At 48.9% G+C, this 15,789-nt stretch carries 14 protein-coding genes; 11 read left to right on the forward strand and 3 right to left on the reverse strand.

What is annotated here, in order from left to right; translation table 11 throughout:
• Positions 1–163: 163 nt before the first annotated feature.
• Entirely contained in the window at positions 164–1,108 is a 945-nt protein-coding gene (trxB, locus tag ABEW34_RS06295; protein WP_430156031.1) for a thioredoxin-disulfide reductase, read from the reverse strand.
• Between the two features lie 143 nt (positions 1,109–1,251).
• Between trxB and ABEW34_RS06300 the strand changes: the two genes are divergently transcribed.
• The 9 genes from ABEW34_RS06300 to ABEW34_RS06340 all read left to right on the forward strand — a co-directional run bounded on the left by ABEW34_RS06300 (position 1,252) and on the right by ABEW34_RS06340 (position 10,137).
• Positions 1,252–1,926, forward strand: coding sequence for a response regulator transcription factor (locus ABEW34_RS06300; RefSeq protein WP_430156034.1), 675 nt, complete (start codon positions 1,252–1,254; stop codon positions 1,924–1,926).
• The gene (locus ABEW34_RS06305; protein WP_430156038.1) at positions 1,923–3,374 is read left to right on the forward strand and encodes an ATP-binding protein; all 1,452 of its coding nucleotides are present in this window, start codon (positions 1,923–1,925) and stop codon (positions 3,372–3,374) included. The genes ABEW34_RS06300 and ABEW34_RS06305 overlap by 4 nt, the downstream gene beginning before the upstream one ends.
• Positions 3,375–3,452: 78 nt before the next feature.
• The gene (gene galU / locus ABEW34_RS06310) at positions 3,453–4,328 is read left to right on the forward strand and encodes a UTP--glucose-1-phosphate uridylyltransferase GalU (protein ID WP_430156041.1); all 876 of its coding nucleotides are present in this window, start codon (positions 3,453–3,455) and stop codon (positions 4,326–4,328) included.
• 136 nt (positions 4,329–4,464) lie between these two features.
• Positions 4,465–4,875 (forward strand): BlaI/MecI/CopY family transcriptional regulator, encoded by a 411-nt coding sequence (locus ABEW34_RS06315; protein WP_430156044.1) that lies wholly within the window; start codon positions 4,465–4,467, stop codon positions 4,873–4,875.
• Positions 4,859–5,722, forward strand: coding sequence for a M56 family metallopeptidase (locus ABEW34_RS06320; protein ID WP_430156045.1), 864 nt, complete (start codon positions 4,859–4,861; stop codon positions 5,720–5,722). Before ABEW34_RS06315 ends, ABEW34_RS06320 begins: the two co-directional genes overlap by 17 nt.
• Before the next feature lie 145 nt (positions 5,723–5,867).
• Positions 5,868–6,617: a YceI family protein gene (locus ABEW34_RS06325; protein WP_430156048.1), complete on the forward strand. Its 750-nt coding sequence runs from the start codon at positions 5,868–5,870 to the stop codon at positions 6,615–6,617.
• 328 nt (positions 6,618–6,945) lie between these two features.
• Positions 6,946–8,199: a zinc ribbon domain-containing protein gene (locus tag ABEW34_RS06330; protein WP_430156051.1), complete on the forward strand. Its 1,254-nt coding sequence runs from the start codon at positions 6,946–6,948 to the stop codon at positions 8,197–8,199.
• A 12-nt stretch (positions 8,200–8,211) separates the two neighbouring features.
• Positions 8,212–9,366, forward strand: a complete 1,155-nt coding sequence (locus tag ABEW34_RS06335) for a S1C family serine protease (protein WP_430156054.1) — start codon at positions 8,212–8,214, stop codon at positions 9,364–9,366.
• Positions 9,367–9,552: 186 nt separating this feature from the next.
• Positions 9,553–10,137, forward strand: a complete 585-nt coding sequence (locus tag ABEW34_RS06340; RefSeq protein ID WP_430156056.1) for a VanZ family protein — start codon at positions 9,553–9,555, stop codon at positions 10,135–10,137.
• Between the two features lie 4 nt (positions 10,138–10,141).
• On the opposite strand, the gene ABEW34_RS06345 is transcribed toward ABEW34_RS06340, so the two are convergent.
• Together ABEW34_RS06345 and ABEW34_RS06350 are read right to left on the reverse strand one after the other, a co-directional pair.
• Positions 10,142–10,930: a response regulator transcription factor gene (locus ABEW34_RS06345; protein WP_430156057.1), complete on the reverse strand. Its 789-nt coding sequence runs from the start codon at positions 10,928–10,930 to the stop codon at positions 10,142–10,144.
• Positions 10,902–12,782 (reverse strand): sensor histidine kinase, encoded by a 1,881-nt coding sequence (locus tag ABEW34_RS06350; protein WP_430156060.1) that lies wholly within the window; start codon positions 12,780–12,782, stop codon positions 10,902–10,904. Before ABEW34_RS06350 ends, ABEW34_RS06345 begins: the two co-directional genes overlap by 29 nt.
• A 279-nt stretch (positions 12,783–13,061) precedes the next feature.
• On the opposite strand from ABEW34_RS06350, the gene ABEW34_RS06355 reads away from it, so the two are divergent.
• Together ABEW34_RS06355 and ABEW34_RS06360 are read left to right on the forward strand one after the other, a co-directional pair.
• Complete coding sequence (locus ABEW34_RS06355) at positions 13,062–14,711, forward strand: sugar ABC transporter substrate-binding protein (RefSeq protein WP_430156063.1); 1,650 nt, start codon at positions 13,062–13,064, stop codon at positions 14,709–14,711.
• Between the two features lie 34 nt (positions 14,712–14,745).
• The gene (locus tag ABEW34_RS06360) at positions 14,746–15,702 is read left to right on the forward strand and encodes an ABC transporter permease (protein WP_430156066.1); all 957 of its coding nucleotides are present in this window, start codon (positions 14,746–14,748) and stop codon (positions 15,700–15,702) included.
• Positions 15,703–15,789 lie beyond the last annotated feature (87 nt).

Raw genomic sequence — 15,789 nt, forward strand, 5'->3', positions numbered from 1 at the left:
AACGCAAAAAAGGTACAACCCGCACCTTTTCAGCGAGGTTGTACCTTCTCCATAATCGATCCGTATTCGATCGTAATGTGTTGGGTAGCATTGCCTTTATCTTCAGCTTTGATTATACATCTAAAAGGGAAATCATGCCATCATTTATTTAGGGAAAAAAAGCTTAAGCATGGACCGAAGCGGCATGAGCCTGGGCTTCCAGGAAACGCTCGGCGTCGAGCGCCGCCATACAGCCGCTCCCAGCTGCAGTAATCGCTTGGCGATACTGGCGATCCTGTACATCGCCACAGGCGAATACGCCAGGGATGTTCGTCTCGGCAGTTCCGGGCTTCACAATAATGTAGCCTTGATCATCGGTGTCGATTTGACCGCCTAGGAAGCCTGTGTTCGGCGTATGCCCGATCGTAATGAACACGCCGTCCGCCTCAATCAGCTCTTCTTCGCCTGTTTCATTGTTGCGGACTTTCAGGCCCTGAAGCCCGGTATCTCCGGCTGCCACCTCAAGCGGGGTGCGATCGAGGCTCCAGGAGATTTTGTCATTGTCGCGAGCGCGGTCTTGCATGATTTTCGAAGCGCGCAGCTCGGAGCGGCGGTTAACGACTGTTACTTCCGATGCGAAGCGAGTCAGGAACACCGATTCCTCCATGGCGGAGTCGCCGCCGCCGACAACGAGAATCTTTTTGCCGCGGAAAAAGAAACCATCGCAGGTTGCGCATGTGCTGACACCGCGTCCAATGTTCTCCTGCTCGCCGGGAATGCCGAGGTATTTCGCCGAAGCGCCAGTTGAAATAATGACCGATTCAGCTTGCAGCTCGCCGATTCCTTCCACATCTAGCGTATAAGGGCGTTTGCTGAAATCAACGCTTTTCACAGAGCCAGTGCGGAATGTAGCGCCGAAGCGCTGTGCTTGCTTGCGCATATTGGACATCAGCTCGCTGCCGAGAATGCCGTCAGGGAAGCCGGGAAAGTTTTCAATTTCGGTTGTTGTCGTCAGTTGGCCGCCTGGCTGCCAGCCTTCAATAACGAGTGGCTCCATGTTGGCGCGAGCCAAATAAATAGCAGCGGTTAGTCCCGCAGGTCCAGTACCGATAATAATGGTTTTATGCATAAATGATTGCCTCCATTCGATAGCCTCTGATCATAATTCTAGTTTAAAATTATTACAATTAACGGGTGCTGTCAAACATGTTCATCTTAAATTCATCTATATGTATTATGGTAGGGTAAAATCGAACAACAGGGGTGATCCGCATGCCGAAAATATTAGTCGTAGATGACGATCCAAACATTCGTGAGCTAGTCAGCATTTTGCTGCGCCGTGAAGGTTTTCAAATTATAGAAGCACAGGATGGACAAGATGCACTGGAGCGGCTGGAGACGGTGCTGCCGGATTTGGCCGTTATTGATGTCATGATGCCGCGCATGGACGGCTGGACTTTATGCGAAACGCTGCGCGCCTCGTATGATATGCCGCTGCTGCTGCTGACCGCTAAAGGCGAAACGGTGAATAAAGTAAAAGGCTTCGGCCTTGGGGCCGATGATTATATGGTTAAGCCATTCGAGCCGCTGGAGCTTGCGGTGCGCATTAAAGCTTTGCTCAAGCGCTACCGCATCGCGGCTTCACAGACCGTGGAGCTGGGTCAGCTGACGCTTAATTTGAGTGAATTTCATGTCACGATGGCTGGCAAGCGGATGCTGCTGCCGCCTAAAGAGTTTGAGCTGTTGTTCAAGCTGGCGAGCTACCCGGACAAAACCTTTTCAAGGGAGCAGTTAATTGAGCAAATATGGGGCATGAACTACGAAGGGGATGAGCGGACGGTGGATGTGCATATCAAACGGCTGCGTGAGCGCTTTACCGAGGAAGAAGCGGGCATTCGGATCGTCACGATTCGCGGCCTCGGCTACCGTATGGAGGAGCTAGAATGATTCGCAGCCTTTATGTTCGCGTGACCTTGACGTTTCTGGTCATTGTGGTCATCAGCATGGGCATCGCTTATTGGATGGCGGATCAAATTTTCACAAGGGATTTAAGCGGACAATTTCCTAACCAGCTGGATCGCTCGATTGTACGAATGGAACAGCTGTATGCCGCTTCCTCGCCAAAGTCCTTAAGCAGCTTCATTAAACAGGTTGCCGATATGCAAAACTTAGCGATTGTAGCCGTTAGCCGTGGTGGCGAAATGATTGAGGCGGGCAGGACCAGTGCGGAAATCACAAAGCTTCTAACTCCAGAGGTGATTGAAAATGTTTTTGCCGGTCAGGTGCAAATGCTGCCGAGCCAAGCTGAGGGCGAGACCAGCGGACCGTCCTCGCCACCAGCTTTAGGGCGCAAAGCTGTGCTTGGCGAAAGGGACTGGGCGTTCTTCGTTCGGCCCGACCGCGTCCCGGAAATTCGCAGCTTCCAGCGCAACACCTACACCATACTGATCACGCTGCTTGTCGTCGGCTGCATTCTAATTCCGATTGCCGCCCGTTATTTGGTCAAGCCGCTGAAAATGATGACCGAAGCGACGAAGCGCATCGCCACCGGAGATTTCTCTGTGCAGCTGCCCGTGCAGCGCCGGGATGAGCTCGGCAATTTGGCGGACAGCATCAATCGCATGACGGTAGGCTTGTCGCAGCTCGAGACGATGCGGCAGGATTTTGTATCCAACGTCTCCCACGAAATACAATCGCCGCTGACTTCAATCGGCGGGTTCGCCGAGGTGCTGCGCAGCGAGCAGCTGACCGATGAGGAACGCAATCGTTACGTCGGCATTATTAAGCAGGAGAGCAGCCGCTTGTCCCGGCTGAGCGAGAATTTGCTTAAGCTGGCTTCGCTGGACTCGAAGCAGCATCCCTTTGAGCCGCGTGCGATCAGGCTGGACCGCCAGCTGCGCGACGTTGTGCTTTCATGCGAGCCGCAGTGGATGGCGAAGCGGCTCACGGTTGAGCTGCTCATGGAGGAGACAATCATCGTCGCGGATGAGGATCAGCTGAGCCAGGTTTGGAACAATCTGCTGGCGAACAGCATGAAGTTTACACCGGATAATGGGCATATCCGCATTACACTTTCCGAGGAAAACGGCTGCGCAGTCGTGCGTATTGCCGATAACGGCAGCGGCATATCCCCCGCTGATCAAGAGCGGGTATTCGAGCGCTTTTATAAAGTGGATACGGCGCGTGACCGGATGAAAGGCGGCAGCGGGCTGGGGCTGTCGATTGTGAAGAAAATCGTCGATATTCATGAAGGTTTAATTGAAATTGAATCCAGCATCTTAGTCGGCGGGGGCAAAGGGACACCATCCGGCACAACGATTCGGGTCATGCTGCCGCTTCATTCGGCATTGCTGCAAGCGGCTCCGGCCAGCAGCGGTGAAAATGACGTTGGCTAGCTGGAAACAGGAGCCAAGACAAGGTATGATGAGGAGAGCTCTACACGAATAATTAGCGAAAGATGGAGGCGGCGAAGTATGGGACAAAAGGTACGCAAAGCGATTATCCCGGCAGGCGGGCTTGGCACAAGGTTTTTGCCAGCAACGAAGGCGCAGCCTAAAGAAATGCTGCCGATAATAGATAAACCAGCGATTCAATATATTGTAGAAGAAGCGGTGCAGTCGGGCATCGACAGCATCGTCATTGTGAGCGGCCGCCATAAACGGGCGATTGAGGACCATTTTGACAAGTCGGTTGAGCTTGAAGGCGAACTGGAGGAACGCGGCAACGAGGAAATGCTCAAAGTTGTGAAAGAAATTTCGCAGCTGGCCGACATTTATTATGTTCGCCAGAAGGAGCCGCTTGGTCTCGGACACGCGGTGCTGTGCGCGCAGCGTTTTATTGGCGACGAGCCATTTGCGGTGCTGCTCGGAGACGATATTTTGACGTCTGAGCCGCCATGCCTGAAGCAAATGATTGCTCGTTACGAGCAGTATTCATCCTCTGTCGTGGCTCTTATGGAAGTGCCATGGAATCAGACGCACAAGTATGGCATTGCCGATATTCGGGACGAGGCGGGACATATCCGTGAGCTGATAGAGAAGCCGCTGCCGGGGCAGGCGCCGTCGAATTGGGCCGTTGTAGGACGCTATGTGCTGGAGCCGGCTATTTTTGAACTCTTGTCAAAGGCCGAGCCAGGCAAAGGCGGAGAAATTCAATTAACGGACAGCCTGCAAAGGTTGAACGAGCTGTCGCCGATAATGGGGCATCGCTTTACGGGCAAACGCCATGATGTTGGAGATAAGCTGGGCTTTGTCCAGGCGACGATTGATTTTGCGCTGGAGCGCGAAGATTTGCGGGAAGACGTCCGCCGCTATGTGCTGGAACGCCTGGCTGCCTATACGCATAGCTAGTCTGCATGAGGCGAAGATGTATTTTTGTGTCATTTCAGTAAATTAATTTCCTGCTCATCTTTTTTTAAGGTTATTTTCATAAACCGGTTTTATAATAACACTACATTAAGTAGTTATAGCAAGGTGTGAGGCATTCTTGGGAACAAGTGACATTCAGACAAAAGGGCTGGAGCGGTTTTTTGGCCCGCTGGAGGCAAGGATTATGACTATCTTGTGGTCGCAGCCTGATAGCTACATCAAGGATGTGCAGCATAAGCTCGAACAGGACAAGCCATTAAATTTCAATACGGTTATGACCGTCATGAATCGGCTTGTAGACAAGGGGCTGCTCGTGAAATCATCAGGCAAGCCTTCGAAATATGCGCCTGTGCATACGCAAGAGCAGTTTCTGAGCATACAGTCCCGGGAGCTTCTTGAAGATCTTGGCCCACTCGTCGTCAATTATATGTTCGATGCGATGGAAGAGGTTGATGATGAACTGCTGGATAAGCTGGAGCAAAAAATCAAATCGCTTAAAGAGGGCAGGCGCCATGAGCTGGAGTCTTAGGTCGAAATGGATTTTTGGCTTGTGCCTGATGCTGATGGGGTTCACCCTGCTGCAAATGGGCATGTATGCGACGCATACGCTGTTCGGCTGGGAGAAGGCAGCGTTTAATGTATTTGAAATTTGCGAGAGCCTCATTAAGAGGTACAGCTTGCTGCTCCTTAACTACATGATGAAGCTTGCCGTTTTTGGGACGTTCGTGCATCTGCTGTACGTTACGGTAAAGCATTGGCTCGGCGTACGGGCTGCAAACCGTAAAATGAGCGTTTTACAGCATGGCGGTTTATCGGATGAACTGAATGCGCGTTATTTTGCAGGCAGCAAAGCGATCATGGTCGTTTCGCATCCAGAACCGATTGCGCTGACGCTTGGTTTTATTCGTCCCAAAATCATTTTATCTACTGGGCTTCTCGGTCTGCTTGATAAGGAAGAGCTTGAGGCGGTCATCGAGCATGAGCACTTTCATTACCGAAATCGCGATCCGCTGATGATTTTGATTTTGCAGGTAGGGGCAACGGTGCTGTGGTACATGCCGATTCTTCGCTTTGGAGTGGAGCAGTATAAAACGACCCGTGAGCTATTAGCGGACCATTTCGCCCTGCAGCGGCGGGTGAGCGAGCATAGCCTCGGCAGCGCACTGCTCAAGCTTGTGAAATACAGCCGTGGGGAACGGAGCAGCCGGACCTTTGTCCATGCTTCTTTCGCCGACCATTCGATAAATTATCGATTAATGAGGCTGCTGAATCCCGAGTCGCAAGAGCTAAGCATGCGTTTTCCCGTGGTGGCCTTGGTATTATCCATACTGACCTTCGGATCGATTTCCGTCATGTATCTTCCTATTATGCTGTAGAAGCTCAAGCTTGACGCGATACTAACCTTTCAAAATGCAAGCTTTATGCGAAGCGCATAGCTCCCTTCTGGGGAAGGCGCGCTTCGCCTTTATATAACTTTCAACACTACATAACGTAGTTTTAAAATCAAAGGAGGATTTTACAATGAAGAAGAAAAATGTGGTTATTGGTGCTGTCGTTGCGGTTGTTTTGCTAGGTGGAGCAGGTGCATATGCGATGTATGATTCGTTTACGGGCAACAACAAGGAAATCAAAAGTGTTATAGGCACGGAAGCGGCCGCGACAAACAGTGCAGCAGGTACGACTGGCACAGGTTCTGGCTCTACTAATAGTGCAAGTGGTACAGAGACGGCTGCTGCTGGCGCTGTAGCGGATGTAAACGGAGCATGGACCATTGATTCCACTTCCAATGTGTATTTCTCGGTTACGACTTCCCGTGAGACGGTAAACTTCGAAGTAAATGGCGTAACGGGAACATGGAATGTAGATACGGCAGATGCGGCAGCTAATGCGGCGGATGCAAGCCTCGATATGAACGTACTGGATTCTGGCAATAGCCAGCGCGACGGGCATGTGAAGGGAGAAGATTTTCTCAATGTGACCAACTTCCCGAGCTCTACGTTCAAGGCGACATCATTTGAGGCGCTGCCAACGGAAGTGAAGGACGGCGAAACGTTCCCGCTTATCATGACTGGCGACTTGACGATTAAAGGGATTACGAAGGAAGTTACTTTTACAGGACAAGCGGCATACAGCGGCGGCAAGCTGAACGTGGAGAGCGAGACGGTTGTCACGTTTGAGGAATTCGGCATGCAGAACCCACATAACGTCGTGATGGATACCGAAAATAACGTTACCGTGCAGCTGCGCCTTAATCTATCGCAAAACGCCTGACACGCGATTGGCGAGCCGCCAAACGGTATCTTCTTTAAGCAAGAGCAGGGCTTAGGCCTTGCTCTTGCTTTTTTTATGGAGAAGGAAACGTAAACCTATAGTAATAAGGTAATTATCTTATTTTGGCTAAATCAAAAGGAATGTTATGATAGGCTAGAGCTGATGAGGGTGAAGGGAGCAGGCATGCTCGCCTAATTCAACAATAAGTTTAATAAGCTTATTAAATTTTTTGAATTTCCCATCATTTAAAAATGGAGATCATTTACTATTTCATATAGAATAGAGGGAAGAACGATTAAAGCTTGATTGCGTCAGGAGATGAGCACAGGTGCATTGCCAACATTGCGGAAATAAATACGAGCCTAGTGCCGTTTACTGCAGCAAATGCGGGAAACCGCTGCTTCGGGACGCGCAGGCAAATGAGCAGACGCAGGCCATTGTCATTCAAGAGCATGAATTATTCATACGGGAGGCAAGCGCCTCATTAGTGCCAGAGCAAGCGCCAGTACGAAACAGAAGAACCCGTGCCGGGGCTGGGCGTAAGTTTATAATTGCGCTCGTGCCTGTTGTTGTGTTCATTTCGACATCTGCCGGGGTGTTTTCTTATTACATATATGAAAGCGATTTGAATGATCATGTTGCCGAATGGCACGAGCAAGCTAAGCAGAAAGCTTGGGGAGGCAAATATCACGAAGCGATGGTCCAGCTTGAGAAGGCAGCGAAGGTGCGTCCAGCCTACGGTGCTCTTCAGGAGGATATGGATATTATCAACGAGGCGGTTGCGATCGAGAATAAAATCAACCTCCTTGCCAGTGAACTGGACAATGGATCCTTGACGGAGGCCGGACCGTTAGTGAAGCAGCTGAATACGCTGCTTGCAGGCCGGGAGGAGCAGATTTTCTCTCCGCTGCGCGAGGCGTTTGCTGATTTAAATGTTAGAATGGTCGTTGTACAGGTGCAAAATGAGCTGGACCAGATAAATTCGCTCGATGCTTTGGCGGTGAAGCTTAATACCGTTAATGGTTTAGGCGGCGAAGAAGCGGTAGCTGTGCGCAAGCAGATTGTGGACAAAATCGCGATTGTATGCCAACAGCAGACGAAGGAGCTGCTTCAGAAAAAAAGCTTCTCCGAGGCGATCGCCATGGTACAGAAGGGAATGGCCTATGCCCCGGAGGATACAAACTTGACAAAGCTGCTTGAAAGCATTCATGCGGAGAAGCAGGCTTTTGAGCAGGCGGAGCAGGAAAGAATTGAGCGGGCGATGCAGAAAGCGGCGGAAGAGGATTTGCTTAACCAAACGGCGGCCGTGGAAGTGGTGAAGGTGGATACGAGCTTTGATGACACGGGCAGCTTCAAAATCCACGCCTTGCTCAAAAATGCTGCCACCCGGCCGATTTATTCCGTTGAAATTCAATATTCGGTGCGCGGCAAGGATAAACAGATTTTGAAGAAGGGCACGTCTATCGCCATGCCTAACTATATAGAGCCTAACGAATCCTTTACTTTCGACGCAACTGTGGAAGGCATTGAAGAGACCGATGCTACTGTCGTCATCGATCATGTCACATGGTATTTGGACTAGGAGAAGATATTCATGAGAAAAGGAACTTGGCTTAGCCTTATAATGTCCGTTGCTTTTCTGCTTTTCGGAGCTGGCGCGGTCGTATTTATCCGTTCCGAAATTCCCAAGCAGCTTAGTGGCAAGCCGCTGCTCGCGGTGTCAGAAACGCGCTCGGAGAAAACAGGCAAGCCGCTTAAAGATGTCATTTATGAAACGCAGAAGCTGGTCGTCATGATTGAAAGCGGCAATGGCAAGCAGGGATCAGGCTTTTTATACAATAATCAAGGTGACTTGATCACCAATGCGCATGTCGTATCCGGCGTTCATAAGGTGAAAATCCACACATCTGATGCGCGGGAGCTTGATGGCGAAGTAATTGGCATCAGCACGGAGACGGATGTCGCGGTTGTCCGCGTCCCTGGACTGGTTGGCGAGAAGCCGCTTAAGATGGTTCGCAATAAAAAAGCGGAAATCGGCGATGAAGTGATGGCGATCGGCAGTCCGCTTGGTTTTCAAAATACAGTAACGACAGGCATCATTAGCGGCTTGGGCCGTAATTTTACGATTGAACCGTATTCGTATAAGGATTTGTATCAAATTTCTGCGCCCATTGCGCCAGGAAACAGCGGTGGCCCGCTGGTCAGAAGAGAGACAGGCGAAGTGCTCGGCATTAATTCGGCAGGCATTGAGCAAGGTTCGATCGGGTTCAGCATTCCAATTGTCAATGTGCTGGCAACGGTGGAAGCATGGTCGACGAAGCCAATGGAGGTGCTGCCTGAGCAGGAGGGCACGAATAGTACGGGCATGGCAAAGCAGGAAGCGACGATGAGTGAATATGCCAGCTACCTGGTTACTCATTTTTACGACAGCTTGAACAATGCCGATTATGTTTATGCCTATTCCTTGCTGGGCGGCAGCTGGAAAGAGGGCACAAGCTATGACGCATTTCGGGAAGGCTATATGCCAACGCGCAATGTCGTCATCGACGATATGCATGTCACGGTCAACAACGATCAGCAAGCGACTGTGACGGCGATTATTTCGGTAGATGAACGGGTAAGCGGCAAAAACAAGCTGAGCAAATATCAGGTGATTTACGAGGTTGGTTATGAGAACGATCAGCTCAAGCTGATAACCGGCAGAGGCAAGGTCATTGAGCAGGCCGCACATGAGAAAGAACAACATTAACGCTAATAGATGATGGATGGGATCTTAGCGGACAAGGAACAGTGACGAATTAACCTTTTGGGAAATTACTAAAGGTGATGTAGATTCCTTTTAACGGAATCTACATCACCTTTACATTTTCATTTTCAAATTTTTTTTGTGTGTATAACTAAAAAGTATTGATATTTTTATATATGGAGGGAAATAATGATAAATGAAAATAATATATATCTTAAAGTAACCGCAATATTGGTTTTAATTATTTCGCTTTTATATTTAAAATTCAATAAAAAATCCTCGTTTGCTTATATGACTTTGTTTTTAATTTTCTATGTCTACATGATTAATGTTTTTAAATTGACGCTTCTGCCTATACCTATTGATCCGAGGGCTATTGCGGCGATGAAAGGAGAGACTGTTCAATTTTTTTACAATCTGAACTATATTCCTTTTAGAGCGTTTGATAAAAATATGCTGCTGAATATTATACTTTTAGTCCCCTATGGATTTTTTATTCGATATTTGACTCGCAAAGGAAATATTTTGATTCACGCTGTTTTTTGGGGATTGTTTTTTGAAGCAGCACAAACATTGATTTCATTAGCAACAAATTTTAATTATAGGACGATAGATATTGATGATGCTATTGCGAACTTCTTAGGTGTTTTATTAGGTTACGCTATTCATCTTATATTTAGTGTAATCTCATATAAGGTTCTGAATAAAATTTCGAATAAAAATAGCTTTTTAGAGCATATTTTTCAGGTATCCAAATTAATATTACGGAAATGACACGCTAAAGCTGGTTTTTTCGAAAATGGGAAGGGGTGCAGCCGGTAATCTTCTTGAACTGCTGCACAAAATAGTCCGGATCTGGATAGCCGACGCCAGCAGCGATGTCGGCTATTTTGCTGCTTGTTGTGGCGAGCAGCAGCTGCGCTTTATCCACGCGAATTTGATGGACGTAATCGTTGAAATAAATACCGGTTGCTTTGCGGAATAATTGCCCGAGATAGAAGGGATGGAGATAGGTTTTGCCGGCAATTTCCTTCATCGTCACCTGCTCCTGATAATGCGAGGCTACATACTCTTTGACAAAAGCGATAGGATCATCCGAAGACATCCCTGTCTCAATCCCTATCTCAATCCCTATCTCAATCCCTAACTCCGGTTCCACAGCACCATCCGAGCTGGCATTTGTGCTGGGCAAAGCCTTGAGCAGCCGTTTTTTCACCCGCAGCAGAGCGCCAATCAGCTGCTCCTCCTCCACTGGCTTCAAAATATAATCAACAGCGCCGCAGATAAGGGCCGTCTTCACATATTCAAATTCATCATAGCCAGAAATGACGATAAAGCAGGTATCCATGCGCCCCGTTACGTCCTTCATAAGCTCCAGCCCCGTAATGCCGGGCAGACGAATGTCGGTAATAACGAGCGCGGGCTGCTCGCGTTCGATTAATTCGAGCGCCTGCCGTCCATTTTCCGCATCGCCGCATAGATTAAAGCCGTACTTTTCCCAATAAATGATTCTTTTCAGCCCTTCACGCATCCGCGGCTCATCTTCCACGATCAATGTTTTCAACATCGATGATTCTCCTCTCAACTACAGATTCATCCTTAGCGAAGGCAGCGGGAATTTGCAGCTCAATCGTTGTGCCTTCTCCATAACGGGAATCAAGAGTAAAGCTGAACGCCTTCCCAAAATGCCACTTGAGCCGGTCATATACATTTTTCAGCCCCACATGCTTGCCCTGCTGATGCTGCACGCCGGAGTGCTCCAGTCGGGCAAGCCAATGTCTGAGCTTCTCCTCTTCCATGCCAATGCCATTATCCGACACACGAATGACTACGCGAGTGCTGTGAAGCTTAGCCGATACGGTAATGCTGCCGGGCTGCTCGGAATATTCAATGCCATGAATGCAGGCATTTTCGACGAGCGGAAGGATGCTCATTTTCGGCAGGGGCAGCTCCAGCACTTCATCATCAATATCGAGCTGATAGGAGAGACGGTGGCCGAAGCGGAAATGCTGAATGTCCAAATAGTCGGTGACGAATGCCATCTCCTCTTGAAGCGGAATCATATCCTCGCCCCAGCTCAGCGATCGGCGGAAGCCGCGGCCGAGCAGCTTAATGACGGATGCCGTTTCCTCTTCGCCCTTAATGACGCAATTCATTCGAATGGCATCAAGCGTATTAAACAAATAATGCGGATTAATTTGGCTTAGCAGAGCATTAAACTGCGCCTGTCTCCGGTCCAGCTCCGCCACGTACACATCTTGGATGAGGCCGTTGATCTGCTGGGTCATTCGGTTAAATTCCTCGGTCAGCTGCCCGATTTCATCGGATGCCGGTTTGGCCTGCAGCACTTCAAAGCGCTGGTTTTTCACTCGTTTAATGCCGCCTAGCAGCATGCCCAGCCTAATATTGAGCGACCTGGCTATGAGCAAAATAATAATGCTCGGAAACAGCAGATTCACGCACGTCAAATAAATAATAAATTTGCGCGAATCAAGCAGGCTTTGATTGACAACCTCATTAGGGTAAATGCCAACCATCTCCCAGTCTTTCAGATAATCAATGCCTTCAAACGGGCTGACGATGGTTGTTTTGTCCTGCTGAGAGTCGCCATAAATGAACGCTGGTGGCTCTGCTTCCGATGAATAAATGACATCGCCCTGAGGATTAAGCAAATAAATTTCACCGGGAAACGAATGATCAAACAATGTGTTTTCCAAATAATGCGGCAAAATATCTACTCTGAGAATTTTATGGTAGCTGGAATAGGCTTTGTAAAAATCAAGCTCGCGGATCACGCTCAAATAGGGAGCGCCGCATTCAGCCGAATCGCTTCCCGTGCCTGTCTCCTCGCTGGCTGCTAACGAAGCAGCTGTTGCTTCAGTTTGCCTGCAAGTCGCGGTCGGCGTGTTCGTATAAAGCAGCCATTTCCGGCTACGCGCCTGGTCGGTAGTTGCTTGATACCAGCCCTCCTGCTTCGTCTGCAAGTCTATGTATTGCAGGAGGCCCGAGTGGATCAGGCTGTCGTTGTCAGTAAACAAATACGCGTTATAAAATTGTTTATTCAGTGGCACGAAGCGGTTAATCGAGTTGTTCAACACCTCACCATAGGCTGCAATAACTTCGCTTTCGCTCGTATAAGTGCGATCCAATGCGCTATAGAGGACGCCATCATTATAGATGACCGAGGAGAAGCTGATGACGCCCTCCAGCATTTTGCGAAAGTTATCCTTGTTTCTTTCAAGCGATTGCCGAAGATCCTGGACCTTCTCCGTTCTGACATTGCCTGCGGTGATCGTATAGAAAAACGTATTCGTCAGCATGACCGGAATAAAAACAGCGGCAAAATATAAAATCATCAGCTTGTTTCGCAGCCGCAAGTCGTTCCAGCGGAAGGGACGGAGGTTTTGCATCATTTTCATTGCGTGCTGCTCCTTTGGCTAAAAGCTAACAAAACCATTTTGTTAGTATAATAGTGTTAATTAAAAGCTAATTAAGCGTTTTCATTAGTAAAATTAACACTTATTTGTTGAAAAAGCTACCCTGAATTAATGAATTATGGAAATTGCCTAGCCTATGTCTGAAGCGATAGCTGTCAATCTCATTAGATTTGCAGGGTATGATGTTAAGGTTTTTCGGGTACCTGGGCAGCTGCCTGTTTGATACAGTTAATTTATATTAAAGGGAGGGTGGCAACGATCTTGAGTAAAAAAATAGCGCTTACATGGATCGCGGGGGTATCTTTGGCCTTGTCGATGATAGTAGGAGGATGCAGCACGGAGAGTACGAATACGGCTGCTGGCACCAGCAAAAATAACAGCGGCGAGGAACTGACCACATTCAGCTATTTCATCTTTGATCCCGGCGACAATGTTCCCGAGCATACAAAAATTGGCGACATGATTGAACAGAAAACAGGAGTAAAGATCAAATATGAGCGGCTTGTCGGCGAGAAGGAGCAGAAGGTAGGCGTAATGATCGCCGGAGGAGATTATCCTGACCTCATCAATACGGATCAGACGGTTAAATTCGAGGATGCGAATGCGCTTATTCCGCTGGAGGATTTAATTGAGCAGCATGCCCCGAACATTAAACGCATCTATGAGCCCTATTGGGAACGGCTGAAAACAGCAGATGGACATATTTATGCGCTGCCGCAGGTTGCGCCTACGGGGACGCCGATTAAGGGCATTAGCGCAGCCTTCTGGATACAGAAGGAAGTGCTCAAGGACGCAGGCTATCCGAAAATTACGACGTTCGACCAATATGTCGATGTTTTGCGTGCTTATTATAAAAAATACCCGCAAATCGATGGCGCGGATACGATTCCTTTTGAAATTTTGACCTATGACAACCGCAATTTTACGTTGACGACTGCGATGCAATTTTTGGCCGGAGGTCCTAATGATTCTCGGGCTATTGTTGACCCGGTGGCAAACAAGCTGGCCTTTTATCAGACGGATGAAAACATTACGAAGCGCTATTACGCCAAGCTGCATGAGATGTACCGGGAAGGCATGATCGACAAGGAAGCCTTTGTAATGAACTATGAGCAGTATTTGGCTAAGCTGTCCAGCGGGAGGGTGCTGGGGATGTTTGACCAGAAGTGGCAGTTTCAGACGGCGCTTGACTCTTTAAAGCAGCAGGGCAAGGCGAACCGGATGTTTGTGCCGCTCCAGCTTACCTTTGATGACAGCATTCAGCCGGATTATTTGGATGTGCCTTCGATGAATTACAATATGGGCTTCTCGATTACGATAAATGCGAAGGACCCTGTAGCAGCGATCAAATATGCCGATTACATGGCAAGCGAAGAAGGGCAATTGCTGCGCAACTGGGGTGTGGCGGGCGAAGACTATACGGTCAGCGACACCGGGCGGTTTTATCGCAATCAGGAGCAGCGGGACTTTTTTGCCGATCCGAAAAACGGCTTGAAAACAACCGGCAACATCCTCTGGTACTGGCCAGGCTCGTCGGGCACGATGGCTGACGGCAACAGCTACCAGCAGTATCAGCAGCCGGAAGAGATTGCCGCCGGATATGATGAAATGGACAAGGAGCTGCTGAAGGCTTACGGCGCAACGACTTACGAGGAGCTGTTCGACGGCCCGAATCTGAACCGCAAATATTTCCCGCTCTGGAGCATTGAGCTGACGGAGAAAAACAAAGTATTCAACCAGAAGCTTAACGATATTAATAAAAAATATCCACCGCAAATGGTCGTTGCCAAAAACGCCGATGACTTCGAAAAATATTGGAATGAATATGTCGCTACCATAGAGAAGCTGGACGTTCAAGGCTGGCTCGATGAGCTGACGACGAAGGTGAAGGACCGCCAAGAGAATTGGTAAGAAGCACGCGGCGAGGAGGGAGAGAGAGCATGCCATGTCAGTAACGGTTGAGCGTGTGAAAGAGCATGCCGGAATCAAAAAAAGCCCACGCAAGTGGAGCAAGCTGCGCAGCCAGAAGGCGCTAATGGTCATGTCTATTCCTTTTGTGGTGTACGTCATTATATTTGCTTACGTACCGCTGTATGGCTGGATGATGGCTTTTCAAAATTATAAGCTTGGATCGGCGATGCTGGATAACGAATGGGTGGGGCTGGCCAACTTTCGCGAATTGTTTCAAGATGAGAATTTTATCCGCGTCATACGCAATACGCTCGCGATGAGCTTGATTAATCTTGTGTTCGGTTTCGTCAGCTCGATCGGTCTGGCGCTAATGCTCAATGAGGTGCGCAAAATCATGTTCAAGCGCGTCGTCCAGACGGTCAGCTACCTGCCGCATTTTTTATCGTGGGTTGTGGCCGCGAACTTGATTATGAACGTGCTTTCCATAGATGGGGCCGTCAACAAACTGTTAGTGAGCCTGCATATGATTAAGGAGCCGATCATGTGGCTTTCCGAGCAGCACTATTTTTGGTGGATTATTGGCGCCTCTAATGTGTGGAAGGAGATCGGCTGGAGTGCCATTATTTATTTGGCGGCGATGACGACGATTGATCCTTCGCTTTATGAGGCGGCAAGCATCGATGGGGCGGGACGGTTTCGAAAAATAAAGCATATTACGCTGCCAGGCATTCGCAGCATCATCGTTATTCTGCTTATTATGAATATTGGGCATATTTTGGATGCGGGCTTTGAACAGCAATATTTGCTGCAAACGCCTATGGTGGTGGATTATTCCGAGACGATCGATATATTCGTATTAAAATACGGCATTAATTTGTCGCGGTTCTCGTTTGCAACCGCCGCCGGCATTTTCAAGACGGTTATCAGCGTCGTGCTGCTGCTGGCCGCGAATCGCATGGCGAAGCGGATGGGGCAGGAGAGGCTGTTTTAGTCGGAGAAGCAGTGAGCCTTTGCCGCCCGGTCATGGAGGGCAAAAGCCTGTTTTACACTCATGCTAGGCGATAGGGAACAGGAGGAA

This window comes from Paenibacillus algorifonticola (assembly GCF_050481745.1).
Taxonomy (GTDB): domain Bacteria; phylum Bacillota; class Bacilli; order Paenibacillales; family Paenibacillaceae; genus Pristimantibacillus; species Pristimantibacillus algorifonticola_A.